The sequence below is a fragment of the Paraburkholderia sp. MM5477-R1 genome (assembly GCF_050436385.1).
GTDB lineage: Bacteria > Pseudomonadota > Gammaproteobacteria > Burkholderiales > Burkholderiaceae > Paraburkholderia > Paraburkholderia tuberum.
This window is the reverse complement of the sequence record NZ_JBNDMC010000007.1, coordinates 1448422-1470685: the sequence shown is the minus strand read 5'-3', so window position 1 is coordinate 1470685 and position 22264 is coordinate 1448422. Positions and strand designations below refer to the sequence as shown.

Genomic DNA, 22264 nt, shown 5'->3' with positions numbered 1-22264 from the left:
AACAACGCATCAACGACGATCGACATCGAACGATAGCAATCGCGGCATGTTCGCCAGGAGGCAGGCAGAGAATGAACCTGAAAGCGGACATAAAAAAACCCGCCTCGTTTGGCGGGTTATGTGTGACTGCAAGTCGACGCGCGCTAACCCACCATTCGATGAATGATGCTAATAATCAGCGCAATACGGATGTCGAGGCAGTTCATGTCGGCGATCTTCGTCGACTCGGCAAGCTTTGTCAATCTCCGCGCAGTGCGGCAGTGCCACACAAGAAAAACGGGGCGCACCGGCAAGCGCGCCCCGCAGAGACGACCAACACCGACATCAATCGCGCACGCCGCTCTGCTTTTTGAACGCCGCGAGAATGCGTTGCTCGAGCGCGTTGTAATCGCGGCCAAAGTGATGATCGCCGGTCGTGCGGATGACTTCGACGCCGGTTTTGTCGAGCGCCGGACACAGCGTGTCGGTCTCGCTCTCGCCATAGAAGCATTGAACGATCGACGGCGGCACATGCGTCAACTCGGGGCGCACGTTCAGCGCCTTGTCGCTCGCGGGCATGCCGAGCCAGCCGCCGACGCGGATCTGGAAATCGGCTTCGGGCGCGAAGCCGAGCAGCGAAATCAGCGACACCTTATCGCGCTGCGCCTGCGGCAGACGGTTATACGCGAACGGCAGCACGTCCGCGCCGAACGAATAGCCGATCAGCGCGATATGCTGCGCGTGCCAGCGCTCGCCATAGGTTTGCATCACCCGCGCGAGATCGCGGCTCGTTTGCGCCGGCGGCTTCTCGCTCCAGAAATAACGCAGGCTGTCCCAGCCGACCACCGACACGCCATCTTTCTGCAGTGCCTGCGCGATCGTCTTGTCGAGATCGCGCCAGCCGCCATCGCCGGAAATCACGATTGCCATCAAGCCGTTCGGATGCGCGGCCGGCAATTCGATCAGCGGCAGGTCGGACACGTCGTCGGCACTGATCGAGGCCGGCTGCAGATGCGGCGTCAGCAAGGCAACGAGACGCGCGCGATCGGCATTGCCCGTGCTCGCCTTTTCGACGAAGCCCGGTACCTTGTCGCGAATCACGGTCGGGTCGGGCGGACACGGTTCGAAGCGCGCGTCGAGCTTGTGATCGGCGTCGACCGACACCGCGCCCGCGATCGTATTGGACGGCGCCTGCTCGAGCACGTGCATCGCGAGCGTCGCGCCCTGTCCCGTACCCGCGACGATCGGCGCGAAGTAGCGGCTCGACTGCGATTGCCGTTCGAGCTGATGGCTCAGCGCCTCGGCATCGCCCACCAGCTGATGACAGGTTTCCTTTTTCGCGGCAAGGTTGGCCGCGTAGTGCGCGGTATCGACGCCGACCGTCATCGCGCCCGCTTTCGCGAGCGCATCGGCGCTCTGCTGATCGGCTGCGCTCCAGCCGCTTGCCTGCGAATACAGCACGACGAAGCCGCGCAGCGGCCCCTCGGGCTGCGTCACGCGCACGTCGCCATAGCGGCCGCCGGGCACGGTGGTGGTGGCCGCGTGCGCGAGCGCGCCGCAACTCAGAACGCTCGCCGCGACGGCGAGCCGGAACAACGGATGCAATGTCATGAACGCCGGCCTCCTGCCAGCAGCGACAGGTCCGCGAGCGTGAAGAACACGCCCGAACCGGATGCCGCGAGATAACGCGGCTCCCAGCGCGGCTGGAACTTGCTCTTGAAAGCACGCAGTCCGCGGAAGTTGTAGAAGCGACCGCCGAAGCGCCACACGATGCCGGCCAGCCGATGCCAGCGTGACGCGAGCGGCGTCGGCTGCACACCGGAGAGCGGCGCAATGCCGAGACTGAGCGAGCGGAAACCCGCCTGTTTCAGATGCAGCGCGAGCTGCGTGAACAGATATTCCATCGCATACGGCGACGCGCTTTCGACGTGACGCATCACGCCGACGGTCGCCTCGGTATTCATATCGGTCGTCATGAAGGTCACGAATGCGACCGGCTCGCCGTTCTGGCGCACCAGCATCACCGACTGCGCGGCCAGGTATTCGTCATGGAAAGCCGCGACCGAGAAGCTCTTCTCGCGCGCGTCGCGGCTGTCGAGCCAACCGTCGGAAATGCCGCGCAGCGTTTCGAGCGAGGCCGGCACATGGGCCTGATCGATCACTTCGACGCTAAAGCCGTCGCGCTCGCCGCGCTTGAGCGCATAGCGCAGATGCGCGCGATGCGAGCCCTTCAGATCGAAGTCGTCGAGCACGACGTGCGCTTCCTCGCCGAGCTTCATCAGCGTGAGGCCAGCGTCGAGATACAGCGGCAACGCATTCGCGCGCACCTGGTAGAACGCGGCGCGGCCGCCATGCGCATGCGCGAGCGCGACGAACTTGCTGATGAGACCCGCCCACTCTTCGCGCGGCCCCACCGGATCGTGCAACGCGGCCCACGTGCGGCCGTATTTCGCGTACATCAGGAACGCTTCGCGCGACTCCGAAAACAGGAAGCTCTTGTCGCCCATCAACGCGAGACCGGCATCGCTGCGTTCCTGCGCGCGCACGATGCGTGCGGCGTCGTGCAGATCTTCGGGCGCCGGCTTCACGAAGCGGCCCGGCGCCGGACGCAGCAATTGCCAGAACGAGAAGGTCGCGGCGAACACGCTCGCGGCGAGCGTCGCGCGCAGCGCGCGCGGCGCGCGCTCGTCGAACGCGAATTGCCACCACAGATCGCCCGTGTACGGCACGTCACGGAAAGCGAACAGCATGACCCACGTCGCGAGCATCAGCACCATCGCGACCGACACGAGCCAGCCGGCCGTGAAACGCTCCGCGAACAGCGACGAATGACGGTTGAAGCGCTTGCGCGTCGCGAGCAGCAGCACGATCAGCATGCCGAGCACACTGGCTTCGACGAACGCGAGACCCTTGGTCAGCGACAGCGCGAGGCTCAGCAACGCGAGCGCGAGCGTCATCCACCATGCCGCATCGAGCCGCCGCAGCAGGCCGCGCGCGACGAACAGCAGCAGCACGCCGAGCACGCTGCATAGCATCTGCGAGCTTTCGAGCACCCACAGCGGCACCAGGTCGCGCAGCATATGAATGCGCTGCCAGAACGCCGGCGTCGCGCTCGAAATGACCAGCATGCCGCCGACCACGAACGTGACGAGGCTCAGAAACAGCGGCGCGAGTTCCGACACGCGCTCCGCCTGCAACATCGACAGACGATGCTTCAGCGCGCGCCCCTCGAAGCCCGCGAGCAGCGCCGCGGAGACGATCAGCGGCACGCCGAAATAGATCGCGCGATACGCGAGCAGCGCGGCGACCATCTGATGCATCGGCACGCTGCCGCTCAGCGTGAACACCATCGCCGCTTCGAACACGCCGACGCCGCCTGGCGTATGGCCAATCAGGCCGAGCAGCATCGCGGCCGCGTAGACGGTGATGAAGCCGACGAAGCTCACGTTCGCATGCGGCAGCAATGCCCACAACGCGAGGCCCGCGGCGACCACGTCGAGCACCGCCAGCGCAACCTGCGCGAGCAGATCGCGGCGCGCGGGAATATCGAACGAGAGCCACTGCCAGCGCGTGCGGATCGGCCGGGTTTGCCGACGGCACGCGGCCGCGGCGAGCGCCAGCGCGAGCAGCAGCGCAGCGCCGCTCCAGCGCAGCGCGACTGGCGACAGATGCAGCATCGGCGCGAGCTGGCCCGCCATGCAGACCATGCCCAGCGCGGTCATCAAGACGAGGGCGAGCGCGAGCGACACGCTCGTAAACACCGTCATGCGGCCGATCTGCGCGGGTGTGATGTTCGCGACGCCGTACACGCGCGCGCGCACCGCTCCGCCCGTCAGCGCGCCGAAACCGGTCGCATTGCCGAGCGCCGAACCGGCCGTCGCGCCGACCCACAGCGCCGCGCGCGGCACGCTCGCGCCGAGATAGCGCAGGCCGACCGCGTCGCGCCCGACCAACGCGACGTAGCTGAGCGCGGTCGCGCCGAGCGCACCGATCCACTCGCGCGCCGACAGCTGGCGCAGTTCGCGGATCACCGAACGGTAATTCACTGCCTCGGACAGATGCTGCAGCACGACCAGCAGCAACCCGCAAATGACGAGCGCGAGCACGGGCGACAGAAGTCCCCGGCTGCCAAGCGCTTTCGATGCACGGCCGAGCAGCGCCGGGAGGCGCTCGAAGCTGTGTTGAAGTCGGTGGAACATGGTCAATGCGGGCCTTGCGAGGAGCGGTCGCGGCGACGGGTCGTCACGCGCGGTATCGCCTGTGGCGGCGATTACAAAGTGATAACGGCAAAACGTGCAAAAGGTTGACAGCATTAGCAATTTTGCCGTCAGTTCACCTGCGCGTCGCGTGTCAAAAGCGCGCGATTGTAATGCTTCCTCGCGTGATGCGAGGCATCGGGCCGGCGCAACCGCGGCATCAAGATCACGGCTGGGCGTGCCGTCATCAGGAGCGGAAGCACGATATCAGGAAGGGAAACGGCGATGGCAGCCCGGAATTGGCTGACGGCGGGCGTCTATCTGGTGGGACTGGGGAAGCGACTCGCTGAACGTGCTCCGCTTGACGGGGCCACAAAGCACAATGCCCGCTACTCGAGCGGGCATTGACACGACAGCAGGGGCTTGCGTGGCCCGCGCGGGAAACTCGCGCTTAGTTCGGGCGACGGTACGCTTCGGCGATCACTGCGCAGTTCTGCAGATGCAGGTTCAGCGCATGCAGCGCCAGCGCGCGCAGCTTGCCGAAGAACGTGTTGGCAGCGGGGGTGGAACGGACGGCATTCGATGCGGTGTTCATGGCGACTCCTGATCAGGGTTTATACCTACGGAATAACCCGATTATAGCGATCTCGTGCCGCAGCGCAACAAAACAATATTTTTTGGCGACGTCGTGATGCCAACGTCGCGTACCGGCTACGGAAAATTCGTAAAGGGGCGGCATCGGTCGTGCAGGTATTAACAATCCGCACCGTACAGGTGCATAATGCCCCCTTTGCCTGCGACGCTTCGCCGCAGGCTCGCCGATATGACCGTCGCCCAGACCCAAAAAGCTCTGATTGCGCCTCTTATCGTCGCGTGCGCGATGTTCATGGAAAGCGTCGACGCCAACGTGATCGTCACCGCGCTGCCGGCCATGGCACGCGATTTCGGGCGCGATCCGGTCACGCTGAAGATCGCGGTGACAAGCTACGTGCTCGGGCTCGGCGTGTTCATCCCGGTATGCGGCTGGCTCGCCGACAAGTTCGGCGCGCGCACGGTATTCCGCACCGCGATCGGCGTCTTCGTGACGGGTTCGCTGTTGTGCGCCGCGTCGAACTCGCTTGCCACTTTCACGGTTGCGCGTTTCATCCAGGGCGTCGGCGGCGCGATGATGGTGCCCGTCGGGCGCATCATCATCTTTCGCGTGGTGGAGAAAGCCGACTTCATCCGCGCGATGAATTACCTGAGCGTGCCCGCAATGCTCGGCCCTGCCGCCGGTCCGCTGCTCGGCGGCTTCATCACCACGTATCTGCACTGGCGGCTGATCTTCTTCATCAACGTGCCGATCGGCATTCTGGGCATCTATCTCACCAATCGCTATATCGCCAATACGCGCGAGCCCGACCCCGGCCCGCTCGACTGGATCGGCTTCCTGCTGTCGGCGGCGGGCGCGGTGCTGCTGTTGCTCGGCTTGTCGCTGGTCGGCGGCGAACTGATTTCGAACACGGACGCGTTCGGCATGTGCGCGCTCGGCGCGGCGCTGCTCGCGATCTACGTCGCGTATGCGCAGCGCGTCGCACTGCCGCTTCTGGATTTGCGTTTTTTCAAGGTGCCGACTTTCCAGGCGAGCGTGCTCGGCGGCTCGCTATTTCGCATCGGTCTCGGCGCGTTGCCGTTCCTGCTGCCGCTGCTGCTGCAGGAAGGCCACGGCATGAGCGCGTTCCAATCGGGGCTGATCACCTGCGCGTCCGCGTTCGGCGGCATGTTCATGCGCACGATCGCCTCCACGGTGCTGCGCCGCTTCGGCTTTCGCCAGGTGCTCGTGTTCAACGCCGCGCTATCGGGCATTTCGATCGCCGCGTGCGGGCTGTTTTTCCCGCACACGCCGACGTGGATCATCTGGGTCGTCGTGTTGCTCGGCGGCTTCTTCCCCGCGTTGCAGTTCACGAGCCTCAATTCGCTGACCTACGCGGAGATCGCGAGCCGCGACGTCGGCCGCGCGACGAGCCTCGGCAGCGTCGTGCAGCAGATGTCGCTCGGCCTCGGCGTGACGGTCGGCGGCATCGTGCTGCAGATTTCGCGCGCGCTGCATGGGCATCCGAGCATCACCTGGTCGGATTTCTGGCCCGCGTTTCTCGTGGTCGGGCTTTGCTCGTTCGCGTCGATTCCGGTCACGCTGCGCCTGCCGCGCGGCGCGGGCGCGGAGATTTCGCGAGGCGGGCGCGGCTGAGCCGGCTACCGTGTCACCGCGCGAGCGCCCCGCTCTTCACGGGTTCGGGCGCTCACGCGCGCTTGCGAATCACGCTCACTTCGCCATTGCGTTCGAGAATCGCGGCGGCCACGTCGTCCATCGAGCGCGAGCCGGTTTTCTGCCGCACGCTTTCCTCGATGTCGGTGCGCGTGACGAGCGCCGCGTGCATTTCGTTCGCGTGGAACTTGCCGTCGCTGAACACCTCGCGCTCGGCGCCGCCCACCAGCAGCTCGAAGCGGCGCGAGCGTATGAACGACCACGCGAGCACCCGGTGACACACGACGATCGCGAACGACGCGACCACGGTCGCGATAAACGGCGACGCACCGACGATCGCGCGGCTCAGCGTCGCGCCGAGCAGAATCACGACGACCGAATCGAACGGCGAGCGCTGCCCGAATGAACGGCGCCCCGATACACGGATCAGCGCGAGCGCGATCACGAACACGGCGATCGAGCGCATACCCATCTGCAACGGATCGAGCTCCCTGCCTTGGCCGAATAGAACGAAAAACGCGTCCATCATGTTCGCCCTCCCCGCGGCGGATTGCCGTGCGAATGTTCTGGTGTCCGGATAGTTGCGAGCGAGACGAGCCCGCGACGCGTCGCCGTCGCTCAGGCCAGCGCGCCGTCCGTCGCCCACGAGATGAGCGTATCGCCGAAACCGCCGCGCACGCGGGCCACGGTGCGCGCGCTCGTGGTCACGCGCGGCGCGGCGCTCCACGCGATGCGCGCGCCAGTCGCGATCAGGCGATCGACGAGCGCGGCATCCTCGCTGCACTTGAGCGGCGGAAAGCCGCCCGCGCGCCGATAGGCGTCGGCGGAAACGCCGAGATTCGCGCCGTGCACATGACGATGTCCGTCGGCGTCGACATACGTCTTGCGAAAATATTCGCGCACGCTGTGCGGATGCGCGCTCCAGTCGTCGACGGCGATCGAGCCGCACACCGCATCGGCGCCGAGCGCCAGTTGCGCGGCCAGCCAACCGGGCGACACGCGGCTGTCGGCGTCGGTAAACGCCAGCCAGCGCGCGCCGTGCGCGAGCAGCAGCGACGCGCCGAGCGCCCGCGCGACGCCGACGTTGCGCGCCTTCAGCGTCAGCGTCTGCACGCCGTAAGCGCGCGCGATCGCTCCGCTGAAATCGCTGCACGCGTCGAGCGCGACGACGATCCGCACCTCCTCGCCGGCGAGCGCTTCGTGTCGGGACGCTTCGAGCAAGGCCGCGAGGCACCGTGCGAGCAACGCCTCTTCGTTATGCGCCGGAACGATCACGCCGATCATAGAAGCCCCTCGCGCTGCGCGACCGAACGTGCGTCGCGCGACCACACGTCGATCAGCAAGTCGGCTTCGTCGTGATGCGCGAGACGCGCGAGACCGCAGCGCGCATCGAATAGCGCGTGCGCATGGTCGGCGGATTCGCGCGCTTCGGCGAACGGCCGGCGCCAATGACAGGCGAGCAGCGTGCCGTCCGGCGTCAGCGACCCGGCGATGCGCGCGGCCAGCGTTTCGAGTTCGGCCGCGTCGAGGTAGTACGCGAACTCGCTGATCACGATCAGATCGAACGGCCCGTGCTCCGTCGGCCAGTCGCGCGGCAGCCTGCGCTGCTCGATCCGCACGTTCGATGCGCCCGCCATGCGTTCACACGCAAGCTCGACGGCGCGCGCGTGCAGATCGGCAGCGAGCAGCGCGTCGCAGCGCGTCGCGAGCCCGGCCGTCAACTCGCCGTTCGCGCAGCCCGGTTCGAACGCGTTGCGATAGCGCGCCCGCGGCAGCAACGCGAGCGTCAGCGAACGCTTGCGGCGTTCGTACCAGCCTTCGCGCAAACGCCACGGATCGTCGCTGCGTCGGTAGAGTTCATCGAAGTACGGCGCCGTCGAGTTCATCTCAGCGATCCTCCCAAGGCAGGGGGAAAAAAGTCATGGCGTCCACGGCGCGAGTGTTTGCGAAGACGCCTGATGCGATGCCGGCGCGGCAGTCGCGTCAGCGGCCTCGACGAGCCGTTCGCCGAGCGCTGCGAGGTCGCGTTCCGCGTGGCTCTGCCGCAGAAACACCGGCAGGTCGGCGAGCGCCCGCGCGAAGCGCGCGTCGCGGCACAACGGGCCCGCGCCGAGCGCGCGTGTCGCGTGCTCGATCACGGCGCTCGCGGCCTGCTCGACGGCCAGACGCGCGCGCAACACGCGCGTCGCTGCATCGGCCGACGGCTGCGCGTCGATCCACGCGGCGGTTTCGCGCAGCAGCGCGGCGGCCGACTGCAAGGCGACATCGGTCGCACCGAGATGAGCGAGCCGATGCGCGTCCGCGTGCCGGGCGCACGCGTCGCGCAGCGTGCGCGCGATCTGCGCGGCCGCGCCGTACCAGCACGCGGCGATACCGGCGCCGCCATGCCAGAAGCCCGCGCGGCGCAGATACGCATGCGGCGCACCGACGAGCGTCGCCACGGTGTCTTTGAACGTGACATCCGCGCTCGCGGTCGCCTGCATGCCGACGGCCTGCCACTTCGATGTATCGATCGAGATCGAGCTCTGGTCCAGCGCGAGCGCCGCGAGCACGGGCTCATCGTCGCGCCATGCGCTCACGAGCGCATGGGTGAGCGCCTGCGCGCCGGAGCACCAGGCTTTGGTGCCGGACAGGCGCACCTGCGCGCCCTCGCCGGCAACGGTCTGGATTCCTTCGTCGATGGCGCGCACCCGCGCGTGCGGCGCTTCGGCGGCCCACACGCCCCAGCGGCTTGCCGCGGGCGGCAGCGGACCATTGAGCTCGGCGAGAATCGCAAGCGCATCGGTATGGCCTTCGAACAGTTTGACGAGGCCGAGGTCGCATGCGGCAACGGCGGCCAGCGCGCGCCAGCGCACCAGCGTCTCCCCATGCCCCGGCCATGGCAAGGTCGGCGCGCGATCGTAGCCGCGCTCGATCAGATCAGCGAGCAGTGCTCCGAGGGCAGCGGGATCGTTCGCATCGAAACGCGCGTCGCGCAGAAAATCGTCGAGCGAGATAGCAGGCTTGCCGGGCTGCGGCGCGCGGGCGCTCGCGCGTAGTGCGCGGCCACCGTGTTGATTTGAGACCTGCCGTGACTGGGCCTTGAAGCTAGCCGCGTGGTCGCGTATGTCGAGCATCGTGCCTCCCTGCACCGGTTCGATCCACGGCCCGCCGAGCGGCGGACCGGAATGTATGCAGAGTGGCAGCAAACACCGTGCCCCGGCTGGCGAGGCAGCCGCGCAGCGAAACAGCGGCTACGTCCCGCCACTTCCGCTCAGACGTCCATCCGCCTTCGCGAGCAACGCGTCGAGGACCGCCATCTCGACCGGCTTCACGAGGTGCGCATGGAAACCCGCGTGGCGAGTTCGATCGAGATCGCTCGCATGGCCGAAACCCGTCATCGCCGCGTACATCGTGCGCGACATCTCGGGCCGCGCGCGCATCGCCGCGAGCGTCGCATAGCCATCCATCTTCGGCATCGCGAGGTCGATCAGCGCGAGATGCGGCGAGAAGCGTGGCGAGATCTGCAGCGCCTGCTCGCCCTCGTAGGCGATACGCACCTCGTGGCCCTTCAGTTCGAGCAGCATCGCGAGGCTGTCGGCCGAATCGCGATTGTCGTCGACGAGGAGAATGCGCAACGGCTGCACGTGGGGCGCGGCATCGATCGTGCCGCTCTCCGCGGTGTCGGACTGCGCGGAGGCGAGCGGCAGACTCAGCGTGAACGTGCTGCCGAGTCCCAGTCCTTCGCTGCTCGCGACGATGCTGCCACCATGCATTTCGACGAGCGACTTGCACAGCGTCAGGCCGATCCCAAGGCCGCCCTCGCCGAAACTTTGCCCTTCCTTCTCCTGCGCGAACAGTTCGAAGATCTTGTCGAGCGAGCGCACCGGAATGCCGCAGCCGGGGTCGCGCACTTCGAGCACCGCCATACGAAAGTCGACACGTCCCTGCATCTCGATCGCGCTGCCGTTCGGCGAAAACTTCGACGCGTTGTGCAGCAGGTTTTGCAGGACCTGCACGAGCCTCGTCATGTCGCCGCGAATCATCACGGGAGCGTCGGGTACATGCGCGACCACGCGCTGCTCGCGCGAGTCGGTGAACGGCCGCGCCGCTTCGATCGCGCGCGCGACGAGCTCGGCGAGATCGACGCGCGCAATACGCAGTTCGACCTTGTCGGACATGATGCGGCCGATATCGAGCAGATCGTCGACGAGTCGCGTCAGGTGGGTGACCTGGCGATCGATCAGATCGCGCGCCCGCGCGACCACCGGGCTCAGATCGGTTTCCATCTGCATCGTGCCGACCGCGTTGCGCACCGGCGCGAGCGGATTGCGCAGTTCGTGCGCGAGCGTCGCGAGAAATTCGCGCATGCGCTCCCCGGAGCGCTCCAGTTCCTCGCGCCGGCGCCGCTCGGTCAAATCGCGCGTGACCTTGGCGAAGCCGCGCAAGCGTCGCGATTCGTCATAGACGGCCGTGATGATCACGTTGGCCCAGAACGTCGAACCGTCCTTACGCATGCGCCAGCCTTCGTCTTCGACGGCGCCGATCTGCCGCGCGATCGCGAGCTCGCGCGCGGGCTTGCCGGCCGCGGCCTCCTCGGGCACATAGAACTGCGAGAAGTGCCGGCCGACGATTTCGTCGTGCGTATAGCCCTTGATGCGCGCGGCGCCCGAATTCCAGCTGACGACGAAGCCTTGCGGATCGAGCATGAAGATCGCGTAGTCCTTCACGCTATCGACGAGCAGACGGAAGCGCTCCTCGCTCTGGCGCAGCGCTTCGAGGTATTCGCGCTGCGCGGTCAGGTCGCGCGTGATCTTCGCGAAGCCCGTGACCGCGCCCTTCTCGTTGCGTATCGCGGTGATCACGACGTTCGCCCAGAACGTCGTGCCGTCCTTGCGCACGCGCCAGCCTTCGTCTTCGAAACGGCCGGTCAGCGCAGCCTGTTCCAGCTCGTACGTCGGCCAGCCGCGCGCGACGGCTTCCTCGGTATAGAAGCGCGAGAAATGCTGACCGACGATCTCGCTCTGCGCATAGCCCTTCAGCTTCTGGGCGCCGGCATTCCAGCTGACGATGTTGCCCTTCGCATCGAGCAGAAAGATCGCGTAGTCCGAAATCGCCTGCACGAGCGACAAATAATCGATGCCGACGGGCGCCGACGGCGCGGCCTCGGCCGGCACTCGAGCGCGCTCGGCGTAGTCGTGGGAAGAAGAAGCTTCGAGCTGGGTCATGGCGGACACGTCATTGGAACTTTCGTTTTAAGCAAGCCTCGCGCCTGGCCGGCGGCGAAGCCGTCGCGCAAGCGCTTGCGCGGTCCACGGAGGGGGCCGGGATGCGCCGCCAAGGGCGCTCGCGCGCCGGCTGACAAGGCGCCAAGCTTATAACGGCGAGCACCGCGATAGCTAGCGGGTCATGACGGAAAACGTCGCCGCGCTGCGGTTTCGGCTTTCCGTTTTGGCCTTCGTTGGCAAAAACAGGCGTGTCAATTGAAAAAGGTATTCACGACGCGGCGGGCTGCGCGATCGGCCGCTGAGAATCGGCACACGTCGCCAATCGAAACGGCTGCTGCGCTGGCGCGCCCGTCAAGCCGCCGCGCCGATCTTTTCCGCGAGCTTCGCGTCGTAGCTCGAATGGACATGCACGCGTTTCCTGTCGGGATACGCGTACGCGTACGCCTTGCGCAGCGCGAGCGACGCCTCGTGAAAGCCCGACAGGATCAGCTTCTGCTTGTTCGGATAGTTCGCGATGTCGCCGACGGCGAAAATGCCCGGCCGCGAGCTTTCGTAGTTCGAAGTATCAACGTCGACGCGCCCGCCATGAATCGTCAGTCCCCATTGCGCGATCGGTCCGAGATCGGCGACGAGTCCATACAGCGCGATCAGATGGTCGGCTTCGAGCTGTGTCTCGCCGTTGACCTGCCGCAGCGTCAGCGAACGCAGCGCGCCGTCTTCCACATCGAGCGCCGCGATCCCGCCGACGACGAAGTCCATCTCGCCAGCGTCGACCACGCGCCGCATCAGCTCGACGCTCGAATCGGCCGCGCTGAAGCCGGCGCGCCGATGCACGAGGGTCACGCGCCGCGCGACCTTGCGTAGTGCCAGCGCCCAGTCGAGCGCCGAATCGCCACCGCCCGCGACGACCACGTTTTTGTCGGCGAAATCGGCGAGGCGCGGCACGCTGTAGTGCACGTAGCGCTGTTCCAGCGGCACGGCCTCGGGGAGCGGGAGCTTTTGCGGGACGAACGCGCCGTTACCGGCGGCGAGCAGGATCGCCGCGACGTCGAACACGAGGCCGCGCTGCGTGCGCACGGTCCAGCGTCCGTCGTCGCGCTGCTCGACCGTGTCGACGCGCTGTTCGAGATGAATCGGCACATCGAACGGCTTGCATTGCGCGACCAGTCGCTCGACCAGTTCGCGCGCGGTGCACGCCGGAATCGCGGGGATATCGTAGATCGGCTTGTCGGGATACAGCTCGATGCATTGGCCGCCGACCCGTCCGAGTATGTCGACGATCTGACAGGTGAGGCCGATCACGCCGGCCTCGAATGCCGCGAACAGAGCCACGGGACCGGCGCCGACGATCAGGACATCGGTGCGGATCGGCGAGGTGGGCACAGCGGACGGATCGGTGGCAACGGTCATGGGGCAGGTCTCCGGATCACGGTGAAAGGCGGCAATGGAAGCGTCGATGACCCACCATACCGAATCGGCCCGCACGCGGCAACGATGCCATCGTCGACGGTAAGGGTGCTGGGCGTGCCCGCTCAACGCCCGAAAGTGGCTACCTGAAAATACCTGGAATCGGCCATTCTTATGATCCAAACGACGGACTAAGCTAACACCTGTCCGATGCATCGCATCGTCAAACCCGCCCAGGAGCCCATCATGGAACAACGTCTCGACTTCTACAAAGCCAATCCCGCCGCGATCAAATCGCTGCTCGGCGTCGAAGAGCGCATCGGCAAATCGTCGCTCGAAAAATCGCTGACCGAACTGGTGCGGTTGCGCGCGTCGCAGATCAACGGCTGCGCGTATTGCGTCGATATGCATACGGCGGACGCACGCAAGGGCGGCGAAACCGAGCGGCGTCTCGCGACCGTCGTCGTGTGGCGCGAAACGCCGTTCTTCACGGACCGCGGACGCGCGGCGCTCGAGTGGACCGAAGCGCTCACGCTGGTGTCGCACGATCATGTGCCCGACGCGGTATGGCAGGCGGTGCGGCCGCATTTCAGCGACGAGGAACTGGTCGACCTGACGCTGCTCGTCTCGGCGATCAATGCATGGAACCGCTTCGCGATCTCGTTCCGGAAGATGCCGGCCTGAGCCTCGGCATGACGGCAGCATGAGGCGACGCACTGCCCCGCCTCACTCCCCGATCCACGACCCGCGCAGGTCGCTGTCATGCAGCAACTGCAGCAGCGTGCCCGCCGGGCGACTCAAGCGCTTCGCCGCCAGCGCGATGAATTCCACCGACGGCAGCGTCGGCAGTCCGGCCGCATTCAACGGCGGCGCGAGGCCGCGCGCGGTCAGATACTGCGGCCGCACGGTGATGCCGAGTCCGCCGCGCGCGGCCGCGATACAGCCGGAATGACTGCTGCTCGTGCAGACGATCTGCCAGCTCGCGCCGGCTTCGGCGAGCGCATCGAGCACGACCGCGCGCGTCACGCTCGGCTCGGCGACCAGAATCAGCGGCAGCGGCTGACCCAGATCGACGAGCGTGCCGGTCCGCGCGAGCCATTCGAGACGCCCGGTGAAAAGCGCCACGCCGCGCCGGTCACCGAGCCGGCGCTTGCCGACCAGCAGATCGATCGCGCCCGCGTCGAGCAACTCGTAGAGCCTGCCCGTCATGCCGATAGTGATTTCCAGTTCGACGTCGGGATGCGCGTTGCGAAACGCCGCGAGCACGGTGGGGAGCGGGCCGAGCGCGATGTCGTCCGACGAGCCGAGCCGCACGCGCCCCTTCAGACGCGGCGCGCGAAACTGCGATTCCGCGCGCGACAGCGCCTGCAGGATCACGCTCGCATGCGCGAGCATCGCTTCGCCGTCGGGTGTCATCGCGAGCGAATGGGTGTCGCGCAGGAACAGGCGCCGGCCCACGCTCTGTTCGAGGCGCCGGATATGTTCGCTGACGCTCGACTGTGTCAGGTCGAGCCGCCGCCCCGCTTCGGTGAAGCTATGGCAAGCCGCGACGGTCGAGAAGGTCTTGAGCCAGATTGGATTGAGCATGCGTGATTGTCGCGCTGCTTATCGGCATTGTCGATAACAGTCAGCGGGCTTAGTGGGGTTCCCGATTGACGAGGATGTCAATAAGATGACGGAATTCCCCCTGGCCCCGCTCTGGCGGCGCTTTGCCGCCGCCGCGCCCGCTGTCGAAAACATGACCAAGGATTCCTCTCAAACCGCCCTACTATGGATCGTCGCCGCCGGCTTCTTCATGCAGTCGCTGGACACGACGATCGTCAACACCGCGCTGCCGTCGATCGCGAACAGCCTGCGCGTCGCGCCGCTCGCGATGCAACCGGTCGTCGTCGCCTACACGCTGACGATGGCGATGCTGACGCCCGCCTCCGGCTGGCTTGCCGACCGCTTCGGCACCCGCCGCGTCTATTTCGCCGCCATTCTCGTGTTCGTGCTCGGCTCGATCTGCTGCTCGAGCGCGCACACGCTCGGCCAGCTCGTGACGGCGCGCGTGCTGCAAGGCCTCGGCGGCTCGATGCTGCTGCCGATCGGACGCCTCGCGGTGCTGCGCAGCGTGTCGGGCGAGCAATACGTGTCGGCGCTCGCGTTCATATCGATCGCGGGGCAGCTCGGCCCGATCGCCGGGCCAACGCTCGGCGGCTGGTTCGTGCAGGCGATCACGTGGCACTGGATCTTTCTGATCAACGTGCCGATCGGCGCGCTCGGTCTGTACGCGGTGCATCGCTTTCTGCCGTCGCATGACGAGGCGCAGGCGCCGCCGTTCGATGTGATCGGCTGCGCCCTGCTGTCGTCGTGCATGATCGCGTTTTCGCTCGCGATCGACGCGCCGGTCCCCTCGCATCGCGCGGCGTGGTCGGCGGGGCTGTTCGCGTTGGCCGTCGCCAGCGCGCTCGCCTACATTCCGTACGCCAGAAACCGCCGCGATCCGCTGTTCAAGCTGTCGCTGTTCGGCGAGCCGAACTTCAGCGTCGGCCTGATCGGCAACCTCGTATGCCGGGTCGGTTCGAGCGCGGTGCCGTTCCTCGTGCCGCTGCTGCTGCAATTGCAGCTCGGCTACTCGCCGCTGCACTCGGGTCTGATGATGCTGCCCGCGGCACTCGCCGGCACGCTCGCGAAGCGCTGGATCGCGCCGCTCGTGCACCGCTACGGCTACGACACGTTCCTGCTCGTCAACACGGTCATCGTCGGCTCGGCGATCGTCGCGTTCTCGCTGATTTCGCTCGGCACACCGCTCGTGATCGAAATCGCGATCCTCGCGGTGTTCGGCGCGGCCAACTCGATGCAGTTCGCGGCGATGAACAGTGTCACGCTGAAGGACCTGTCGCACGAAGACGCCGGCATGGGCAATAGCCTGTTCTCGATGGTGCAGATGCTTGCGATCGGGCTTGGCGTGTCGATCGGCGGCGGGCTCGTCAATCTGTTCGCGGCGCAATGGTCGGCGGCGCTCGGCTTCCGGCTCGCATTCGTGTGCGTCGGCGCGATCACGCTCGTGTCCGCGTGGATCTTTCGCCACCTCGACGACCCGTCGGGCACGCGCGTGATTCGCGGCCAGGCTGCGCCGAGCGCGGGGCGTTGAGACGCGACGCGTTTCATCGCGTGCCGGCGCATGCATTCGAAAGGTCTTGGCGTTAGCATGTCGGGCATCCATGGCTACCAGGCAGGGAGCCCCGATGCCATTCGATGAGCGCGTGCTGAACGGCATGGGCGTCCTGACTGCGATCGTCGATTGCGGCAGTTTCGCGGCCGCCGGTGAAGCGCTCGACATGTCGCAATCGGGCGTAAGCCGCTCGGTCGCCCGGCTCGAAGCACGCCTCGGCATTCGTCTGTTCGACCGCACCACGCGCTCGGTCACGCTGACCGACGAAGGCCGGCGTTTCTACGAGCAGATCGTGCCGCTGCTCGGCGGACTCGAGGAAGCGGCCGCCTCCGCCGCGCACGGCGCGACCGCGGTGCGCGGGCGTCTGCGCGTCAACATGGACCCGTTCTTTTCGCGGCTCGTGCTCGGGCCGCGCCTCGGCGGCTTCATCGACAAACATCCGGACCTGCAGCTCGAACTCGTCACGCGCGACCAGTTGGGCGACATGGTCGGGGACGGCTTCGATGTCGCGATCCGCTTCGGCGACCCGCCGGTGTCGACGCTCGTCGCCCGCAAGCTGCTCGATACGCGCATCCTGACCGTCGCGGCGCCGTCGTATCTGAAGAAGCATGGCAAGCCGGCGAATCCGGGCGAGCTCGAAGACGGCCGGCATATCTGCATCAAGTTTCGCGATCCGCTCACCGGTTATCCGTTCAGCTGGGAATTCCATCGCGGCCGCAAGCAGCTCGCGCTGACGCCGCAGGGGCGGCTGACCGTCAACGACGTCGGCACGCTGCATAGCGTATGCATCGCGGGCCAGGGCATCGCGCAGATTCTCGCGCTCGGCGCGGAGTCGCTGCTTGCGAGCGGCAAGCTGATCGAGCTCTTTCCGGATTGGGGCGACGAGGTGTACCCGCTGTATGCGCTGTATCCGTCACGGCACCATCCGCCGGCCAAGGTGCGCGTGTTTCTCGACTTCATCATGTCGCTGACGGGCGGCAGGCCGCGCCACGCGGGTGCCTGAGCGCGCAACGTCTGTTTGCTCCCGCCCGGGTCCGCGTCTTGCTGTCGGAGGCTTGTCTTCCCTCCAGGAGAGCAGCGATGAGCAAAACGACGGAAAAATCCCAAGGCGAAGCAAACAGTGCGGCCGACAACGAATCGAAAAGCGAGGCCAGCGCCCAGACCGAGGATTTCGCGCATCCGCACCGCGCCGTGCATAGCGACAACGCGAAGAGCAAGATGCCCGAGCGCCACGACGAAGGTCATAAGCAGTCTCCGGCGGACCGTCCGGGCAAAAAGCCCGGCGAGGGCGAACCGTCAGTCGGTTGAAAAAATAGAACCTATGAGCGGCCCTGGCTGCGTCGCGCACCCGGGCCGCATCACTTTTCCCTTCCAGCACCTTTCTGTAAGCAAACATTTCTTCCTCATTTTTACCGAATATTTTTTTGACGCCTTGGACTATTTTGCTGCTTGCAGCAAGGTGTGCGCCCTGCGAACCGGCTGCCGCTTTCCGCCGGTTTTTGCCGCTTCCGATCGATAAAAGGCGTCATCATGTCCAACGCGTCAAGTTCTCCCCTCGCCCGTGCGGCGCTCGCCCATGTGTCCATCTGCGTGCCCACCTGCAATCGTCCCGACCTGCTGATCGAATGTGTCGACTCGTGCCTCGCGCAAAGCTATCCGCATGTCGAAATCGTGATTGGCGACGATTCGACGGACGCGCGCTCGCGGCAACTGATCTTGCAGCGTTACCGCGACGAGCCGCGCGTGCGCTACGAGAAGCACGAGCCGCCGCTTGGCCAGGCGCGCAATGTGTCGAGCCTGTTCGAGCGGGCGCGCGGCGACAAGATCCTGCTGATCCACGACGACGATCTGCTGACGAGCGACGCCGTCGACAAGCTCGTGTCGCTATGGCAGCGCTATCCGCGGCTCGATGCGGCATTCGGTGCGCAATACGAAGCGGATCACGACGGCGCGATCGATCTCGCCGCGAGCGCGCGCCTGAACGAGGCGTTCCGGCGCACTGAGGCCCGCGAGGGTCTCCAGCCGCTCGCGGGCCGCACCGGCCTGATCCAGATGTTTCCGAACAATGGCTGGATGGCCGACGCGCGGCTCGTCAAGCGGGTCGGCTACGACGCGCGGTATGGCGTCTGCTGCGACTACGTGTTCGGCACCGAGCTATGCCTGGCCGCGCGAGAGGTGTTTTATCTGCACGACTATGTGTCGGTGTATCGGAAGACCGCGACGTCGGTCTCGCACAGCACGCGCGGCACGAGCATGGCCGCAACGTTGAGCGCCTATGCGTTCGTGAAGTCGCTGCGTCTGCCGGCGCCGCTCGAACCGTCGCGGCGGCAGGCGCTGCGGCGGCTCGCACCGATCGTGGTGTCGATTCACGCGAGCAACGGCGAGGCGCGCGCGGGCTGGCGCATCGCGCGCGCGCATCTGTTCGCCTACAACTACGGCTTTAGCGCGCGGCTTTACTACCATCTGCTGATGCTGGCGCGCGCGGCCTGGCGTGGCCGTCTGCCGATGCCGCGCGCCGCGGCCGATGCTGTCGCCGGCGTAGCGGCAACGCCTTCGATGGCGACGGTCGCGGCGGTTGGCGCGGCCACGGTGAATGAGGCCGCGAGGGTCGATGAGTTCGTCGACGATGGAACAGGCCGAGAGCTTGTGCGACCTGCTGCATGCATGGGGGACACGGATCGTCGTCAATTAAGCGAAGCGCGCTGCTCCTCGCTTGCGGATTGACGCGCAAACGTCGATGCCATGAAAAACGGCGGCCCGGTTGCCCTGGACCGCCGCCTGAACGCTGCCATCGCGGCACGACGTTTCGCCGTGTCCGACTAGCGGTTCACGGCTCGTGCCGCAGATACCCTTCCGACGAGGGATCGGGCATGCGCAGCGACACGATACCCGCGAGTGCACACAGCGCCGTCACGTACCAGAAGAACATCGTCTCGACACCGGCGGACTTCAGCCACAGCGCGACATATTCCGCCGAGCCGCCGAAGATCGCATTGGCGAGCGCATACGACAGCCCTACGCCAAGCGCACGCACTTGCGGTGGAAACATTTCCGCCTTGATCAGGCCGCTGATCGACGTATAGAAGCTGACGATCGCGAGCGCCACCACGACCAACGCGAAGGCCGCATACGGGCTCGTCACGTCTTTCAGCGCATGCAGCAGCGGCACCGTGCCGAGGGTCGCGAACAGGCCGAAACACAGCATCGAGCGGCGCCGCCCGATGCGGTCCGACAACGCGCCGAACGCCGGCTGCATCAGCATGTAGACGAACAACGCGGCGGTCATCACCGAGCTCGCGGTCTTCGCGTGCATGCCGGCCGTGTTGACCAGGTACTTTTGCATGTAGGTGGTGAACGTATAGAAGATCAGCGAGCCGCCGGCCGTGAAGCCGAGCACCGTCATGAATGCGGTCTTGTGCTCCCACAGCCCGCGCAGCGTGCCCGCTTCCTTGCGCTGGCGCATCGCCGCGGTGGTGGTTTCATCAAGGGATTTACGCAGATAGAGTGCGATCAACGCGGCGAAGGCGCCAATCACGAACGGCACACGCCAGCCCCACGCCTTCAGCTCTTCGGTCGTCAGCGTCTGTTGCAGGGTCACGAGCACGAGCAGCGCGCACAGTTGGCCGCCGATCAGCGTCACATACTGGAACGACGCGAAAAAGCCACGCCGGCCCTTCAACGCGACTTCGCTCATATAGGTCGCGCTGGTGCCGTATTCGCCGCCCACCGACAGCCCCTGCAACAGCCGCGCGAGCAGCAGCAACGCCGGCGCGAGCGCGCCGATCTGCGCGTAGGTGGGCAGCATCGCGATCACCAGCGAGCCGCCGCACATCATGAATACCGACACCATCATCGCGGTGCGGCGACCACGTTTGTCGGCGAGCCGCCCGAAGAACCAGCCGCCAATCGGCCGCATCAGGAAGCCCGCGGCGAACACGCCGGCCGTGTTCAGCAACTGCGTGGTCGTGTTGCCGCTCGGGAAGAACGACGGCGCGAAGTAAAGCGCCGTGAACGAATACACATAGAAGTCGAACCACTCGACGAGATTGCCCGATGAAGCGCCGACGATTGCAAAAATGCGGCGCCGCGTGTCGTGCGCCGAGGCCACGACGTATTGTTCGGTTTGGTCGTTCATGCTGGTGTCTTTCCTTATTTAAACGAGGAGGACGGTCGTGGTGCCGCCTTGATGTCGCGCGCCCAGCCTGAGCGGCCGCCGCGGGTGCGCGAATTTTACATAAATGAAAGCACAGGAAGGTTTTTTGTCAGCATGGCCTGATGAAAGCCCTGGGTCGGCCGGATTTGCGCACCAATAGAACAAAGCCCCTGCCAGTTGGGGACTGGCAGGGGCTTGACGGGCGACACGAACCGCTCAGGCGGGAGTCAGGCGGCGCTCATATTCTCACGGACGGCGGCATATACCGGCAGTCATAGCGTTTTCTGACGGTACCGTTTTCGTCGACGCTCTCGAGGTACACGTCGAACTGCCACAAGCGCGCCATGTGCTTGAGCACCTCCTCGCTATCCGACGACAGGTGCCGGTTGTCGCTCATGAAATGCCTCAACGTCAGGCTGCGATCGCCGCGTGTATTGACGGCCCACACCTGAATGTTCGGCTCGCGGTGATGCATGTCGTACTGCCGCGACAACGCCTGGCGCACGTACTGGTAGCCGCTATCGTCGTGAATCGCCGACACTTCGAGCGCGTCGCGCATGTCGTCGTCGAGCACCGAGAACAGGCGCATTTCGCGGATCAGATGCGGCGACAGATACTGCGCGATGAAGCTCTCGTCCTTGAAGTTGCGCATCGCGTAGTGCATCGCGGGCAGCCACGGACTGCCGGCCAGATTCGGAAACCACCTGCGGTCTTCGTCGGTCGGCGCTTCGCAGATGCGCCGGATATCGCTCATCATCGAAAAGCCCAGCGCATACGGATTGATGCCGCTGTAATACGGCTTCGTGACCGGCGGCTGATAGACGACGTTGCTGTGTGAATGGAGAAACTCCATCATGAAGCCGTCTTCGAGCTTGCCCTGGTTGTACATCGTATTGAGCAGCGTGTAGTGCCAGAACGTCGCCCAGCCTTCGTTCATCACCTGGGTCTGCCGCTGCGGATAGAAGTACTGACCGATCTTGCGCACGATCCGGATCACCTCGCGCTCCCACGCTTCGAGCAGCGGCGCGTTTTTCTCCGCGAAATACAGCAGGTTTTCCTGCGGCTCGGGCGGATAGCGCCCCTCGACCTCTTCGGGCAGCGGCGTATGGCGCGTGGGCAATGTGCGCCACAACTCGTTGACCTGCGACTGCAGATACGCCTCACGTTCGCGACGCGCGGCGAACTCCTTCTGGAGCGACAGCTTCTGCGGCCGCTTGTAGCGGTCCACGCCGTAATTCATCAGCGCGTGGCACGAGTCGAGCAATTCCTCGACGCGATCGAGCCCATAGCGCTCCTCGCATTCCGCGATGTAGTTTTTCGCGTAGACGAGGTAGTCGATGATCGCGTGCGCGTCCGTCCATAAGCCGAACAGATAGTTGCCCTTGAAGAACGAGTTGTGACCGTAGGCCGCATGCGCGATGACGAGCGCCTGCATCGTCATCGTGTTCTCTTCCATCAGATAGGCGATGCAGGGGTTCGAATTGATGACGATTTCGTACGCGAGCCCCATCTGGCCGCGGCGATAGCTTTTTTCGGTAGCAAGGAAATGTTTGCCGAACGACCAGTGACGGTAGTTCACCGGCATGCCGACGGACGCATAGGCATCCATCATCTGTTCGGCGCTGATGAGTTCGAGCTGGATCGGATATACGTCGAGCTCGTATTGCTCCGCAACACGGGCAATATGCGAGTCGTACTCTTCGATCAATTCGAAGGTCCAGTCGGACGGGCACGGCAGAGGCCGTCTATCGGCTACGTTCATACGGACTTCCCTTTGCCCTCGTTGGGCGTTCCGGTGTGTCCCGTGCTGCAGCATCGCGGACTGCTCCGGCGTGAGCGGCTCCCGTGCTGGCCGCTCCTGCCTCGGCATGCCCCGACTGTCGCTGCGGCACGCCTTTGTTGCGCTGCGGCGCGATCATT

Annotated in this window: 20 protein-coding genes; 8 read left to right on the top strand and 12 right to left on the bottom strand. The window is 65.7% G+C overall.

Going from position 1 to position 22264, the window contains the following annotated elements; genetic code table 11:
• Nucleotides 1–71 precede the first annotated feature (71 nt).
• Nucleotides 72–353, top strand: a complete 282-nt coding sequence (locus OKW35_RS35620) for a hypothetical protein (protein WP_184022741.1) — start codon at nucleotides 72–74, stop codon at nucleotides 351–353.
• Here OKW35_RS35620 and OKW35_RS35615 read toward each other — a convergent pair.
• From OKW35_RS35615 to OKW35_RS35605, 3 genes are all read right to left on the bottom strand, one after another.
• Nucleotides 325–1590, bottom strand: coding sequence for a virulence factor family protein (locus OKW35_RS35615; protein ID WP_429554504.1), 1266 nt, complete (start codon nucleotides 1588–1590; stop codon nucleotides 325–327). The genes OKW35_RS35620 and OKW35_RS35615 overlap by 29 nt on opposite strands.
• Nucleotides 1587–4178, bottom strand: coding sequence for a bifunctional lysylphosphatidylglycerol flippase/synthetase MprF (mprF, locus tag OKW35_RS35610; RefSeq protein WP_429554503.1), 2592 nt, complete (start codon nucleotides 4176–4178; stop codon nucleotides 1587–1589). The genes OKW35_RS35615 and mprF overlap by 4 nt, the downstream gene beginning before the upstream one ends.
• 448 nt (nucleotides 4179–4626) lie before the next feature.
• Entirely contained in the window at nucleotides 4627–4770 is a 144-nt protein-coding gene (locus tag OKW35_RS35605) for a hypothetical protein (RefSeq protein WP_184056639.1), read from the bottom strand.
• A gap of 228 nt (nucleotides 4771–4998) precedes the next feature.
• Between OKW35_RS35605 and OKW35_RS35600 the strand changes: the two genes are divergently transcribed.
• A complete protein-coding gene (locus OKW35_RS35600; protein ID WP_184056642.1) occupies nucleotides 4999–6402 on the top strand; it encodes an MFS transporter in 1404 nt (467 codons plus the stop codon).
• Between the two features lie 52 nt (nucleotides 6403–6454).
• Here the strand turns inward: OKW35_RS35600 and OKW35_RS35595 are convergent, their stop codons facing one another.
• The 6 genes from OKW35_RS35595 to OKW35_RS35570 form a co-directional block, all read right to left on the bottom strand.
• Complete coding sequence (locus OKW35_RS35595; protein WP_090805813.1) at nucleotides 6455–6949, bottom strand: DUF421 domain-containing protein; 495 nt, start codon at nucleotides 6947–6949, stop codon at nucleotides 6455–6457.
• 89 nt (nucleotides 6950–7038) lie between these two features.
• Entirely contained in the window at nucleotides 7039–7704 is a 666-nt protein-coding gene (locus OKW35_RS35590) for a glycosyltransferase (RefSeq protein WP_429405665.1), read from the bottom strand.
• Nucleotides 7701–8306 carry an SAM-dependent methyltransferase gene (locus tag OKW35_RS35585; RefSeq protein WP_429554502.1) on the bottom strand — a complete coding sequence of 202 codons (606 nt, stop codon included), beginning with the start codon at nucleotides 8304–8306 and terminating at the stop codon, nucleotides 7701–7703. The genes OKW35_RS35590 and OKW35_RS35585 overlap by 4 nt, the downstream gene beginning before the upstream one ends.
• A gap of 33 nt (nucleotides 8307–8339) precedes the next feature.
• The gene (locus OKW35_RS35580; RefSeq protein WP_429554501.1) at nucleotides 8340–9536 is read right to left on the bottom strand and encodes an acyl-CoA dehydrogenase; all 1197 of its coding nucleotides are present in this window, start codon (nucleotides 9534–9536) and stop codon (nucleotides 8340–8342) included.
• A gap of 117 nt (nucleotides 9537–9653) precedes the next feature.
• Nucleotides 9654–11627, bottom strand: coding sequence for a PAS domain-containing hybrid sensor histidine kinase/response regulator (locus tag OKW35_RS35575; RefSeq protein WP_184056651.1), 1974 nt, complete (start codon nucleotides 11625–11627; stop codon nucleotides 9654–9656).
• A 351-nt stretch (nucleotides 11628–11978) separates the two neighbouring features.
• Entirely contained in the window at nucleotides 11979–13037 is a 1059-nt protein-coding gene (locus tag OKW35_RS35570) for an NAD(P)/FAD-dependent oxidoreductase (RefSeq protein WP_429554500.1), read from the bottom strand.
• Between the two features lie 243 nt (nucleotides 13038–13280).
• Between OKW35_RS35570 and OKW35_RS35565 the strand changes: the two genes are divergently transcribed.
• On the top strand, nucleotides 13281–13718 hold the full coding sequence (locus tag OKW35_RS35565; RefSeq protein ID WP_429554499.1) for a carboxymuconolactone decarboxylase family protein: 438 nt from the start codon (nucleotides 13281–13283) through the stop codon (nucleotides 13716–13718).
• Nucleotides 13719–13760: 42 nt separating this feature from the next.
• On the opposite strand, the gene OKW35_RS35560 is transcribed toward OKW35_RS35565, so the two are convergent.
• Nucleotides 13761–14621, bottom strand: a complete 861-nt coding sequence (locus OKW35_RS35560; protein ID WP_429554498.1) for a LysR family transcriptional regulator — start codon at nucleotides 14619–14621, stop codon at nucleotides 13761–13763.
• Nucleotides 14622–14772: 151 nt separating this feature from the next.
• On the opposite strand from OKW35_RS35560, the gene OKW35_RS35555 reads away from it, so the two are divergent.
• The 5 genes from OKW35_RS35555 (at nucleotide 14773) to OKW35_RS35535 (ending at nucleotide 18915) form a co-directional block, all read left to right on the top strand.
• Nucleotides 14773–16170 carry a DHA2 family efflux MFS transporter permease subunit gene (locus OKW35_RS35555; RefSeq protein ID WP_429555113.1) on the top strand — a complete coding sequence of 466 codons (1398 nt, stop codon included), beginning with the start codon at nucleotides 14773–14775 and terminating at the stop codon, nucleotides 16168–16170.
• 94 nt (nucleotides 16171–16264) lie between these two features.
• Nucleotides 16265–17194, top strand: coding sequence for a LysR family transcriptional regulator (locus tag OKW35_RS35550; protein WP_429554497.1), 930 nt, complete (start codon nucleotides 16265–16267; stop codon nucleotides 17192–17194).
• A 77-nt stretch (nucleotides 17195–17271) separates the two neighbouring features.
• The gene (locus OKW35_RS35545; protein ID WP_429554496.1) at nucleotides 17272–17499 is read left to right on the top strand and encodes a hypothetical protein; all 228 of its coding nucleotides are present in this window, start codon (nucleotides 17272–17274) and stop codon (nucleotides 17497–17499) included.
• A 13-nt stretch (nucleotides 17500–17512) separates the two neighbouring features.
• Nucleotides 17513–17710 (top strand): hypothetical protein, encoded by a 198-nt coding sequence (locus OKW35_RS35540; protein ID WP_429554495.1) that lies wholly within the window; start codon nucleotides 17513–17515, stop codon nucleotides 17708–17710.
• Nucleotides 17711–17721: 11 nt separating this feature from the next.
• Nucleotides 17722–18915 carry a glycosyltransferase family 2 protein gene (locus OKW35_RS35535; RefSeq protein ID WP_429554494.1) on the top strand — a complete coding sequence of 398 codons (1194 nt, stop codon included), beginning with the start codon at nucleotides 17722–17724 and terminating at the stop codon, nucleotides 18913–18915.
• Between the two features lie 103 nt (nucleotides 18916–19018).
• Here the strand turns inward: OKW35_RS35535 and OKW35_RS35530 are convergent, their stop codons facing one another.
• Complete coding sequence (locus tag OKW35_RS35530) at nucleotides 19019–20326, bottom strand: MFS family transporter (protein ID WP_429554493.1); 1308 nt, start codon at nucleotides 20324–20326, stop codon at nucleotides 19019–19021.
• A 256-nt stretch (nucleotides 20327–20582) separates the two neighbouring features.
• On the bottom strand, nucleotides 20583–22106 hold the full coding sequence (locus OKW35_RS35525) for a SpoVR family protein (protein ID WP_429554492.1): 1524 nt from the start codon (nucleotides 22104–22106) through the stop codon (nucleotides 20583–20585).
• Nucleotides 22107–22264 lie beyond the last annotated feature (158 nt).

Bases quoted from the DNA above. Each gene is read 5' to 3' on its own strand.
- OKW35_RS35620 (WP_184022741.1), top strand. From the start codon at position 72: ATGAACCTGAAAGCGGACATAAAAAAACCCGCCTCGTTTGGCGGGTTA.
- OKW35_RS35595 (WP_090805813.1), bottom strand. From the start codon at position 6,949: ATGATGGACGCGTTTTTCGTTCTATTCGGCCAAGGCAGGGAGCTCGAT.
- OKW35_RS35550 (WP_429554497.1), top strand. From the start codon at position 16,265: ATGCCATTCGATGAGCGCGTGCTGAACGGCATGGGCGTCCTGACTGCG.
- OKW35_RS35600 (WP_184056642.1), top strand. From the start codon at position 4,999: ATGACCGTCGCCCAGACCCAAAAAGCTCTGATTGCGCCTCTTATCGTC.
- OKW35_RS35590 (WP_429405665.1), bottom strand. From the start codon at position 7,704: ATGATCGGCGTGATCGTTCCGGCGCATAACGAAGAGGCGTTGCTCGCA.
- OKW35_RS35555 (WP_429555113.1), top strand. From the start codon at position 14,773: ATGACCAAGGATTCCTCTCAAACCGCCCTACTATGGATCGTCGCCGCC.
- OKW35_RS35580 (WP_429554501.1), bottom strand. From the start codon at position 9,536: ATGCTCGACATACGCGACCACGCGGCTAGCTTCAAGGCCCAGTCACGG.
- OKW35_RS35560 (WP_429554498.1), bottom strand. From the start codon at position 14,621: ATGCTCAATCCAATCTGGCTCAAGACCTTCTCGACCGTCGCGGCTTGC.
- OKW35_RS35535 (WP_429554494.1), top strand. From the start codon at position 17,722: ATGTCCAACGCGTCAAGTTCTCCCCTCGCCCGTGCGGCGCTCGCCCAT.
- OKW35_RS35570 (WP_429554500.1), bottom strand. From the start codon at position 13,037: ATGACCGTTGCCACCGATCCGTCCGCTGTGCCCACCTCGCCGATCCGC.
- OKW35_RS35565 (WP_429554499.1), top strand. From the start codon at position 13,281: ATGGAACAACGTCTCGACTTCTACAAAGCCAATCCCGCCGCGATCAAA.
- OKW35_RS35615 (WP_429554504.1), bottom strand. From the start codon at position 1,590: ATGACATTGCATCCGTTGTTCCGGCTCGCCGTCGCGGCGAGCGTTCTG.
- mprF (WP_429554503.1), bottom strand. From the start codon at position 4,178: ATGTTCCACCGACTTCAACACAGCTTCGAGCGCCTCCCGGCGCTGCTC.
- OKW35_RS35525 (WP_429554492.1), bottom strand. From the start codon at position 22,106: ATGAACGTAGCCGATAGACGGCCTCTGCCGTGCCCGTCCGACTGGACC.
- OKW35_RS35540 (WP_429554495.1), top strand. From the start codon at position 17,513: ATGAGCGGCCCTGGCTGCGTCGCGCACCCGGGCCGCATCACTTTTCCC.
- OKW35_RS35545 (WP_429554496.1), top strand. From the start codon at position 17,272: ATGAGCAAAACGACGGAAAAATCCCAAGGCGAAGCAAACAGTGCGGCC.
- OKW35_RS35585 (WP_429554502.1), bottom strand. From the start codon at position 8,306: ATGAACTCGACGGCGCCGTACTTCGATGAACTCTACCGACGCAGCGAC.
- OKW35_RS35575 (WP_184056651.1), bottom strand. From the start codon at position 11,627: ATGACCCAGCTCGAAGCTTCTTCTTCCCACGACTACGCCGAGCGCGCT.
- OKW35_RS35530 (WP_429554493.1), bottom strand. From the start codon at position 20,326: ATGAACGACCAAACCGAACAATACGTCGTGGCCTCGGCGCACGACACG.
- OKW35_RS35605 (WP_184056639.1), bottom strand. From the start codon at position 4,770: ATGAACACCGCATCGAATGCCGTCCGTTCCACCCCCGCTGCCAACACG.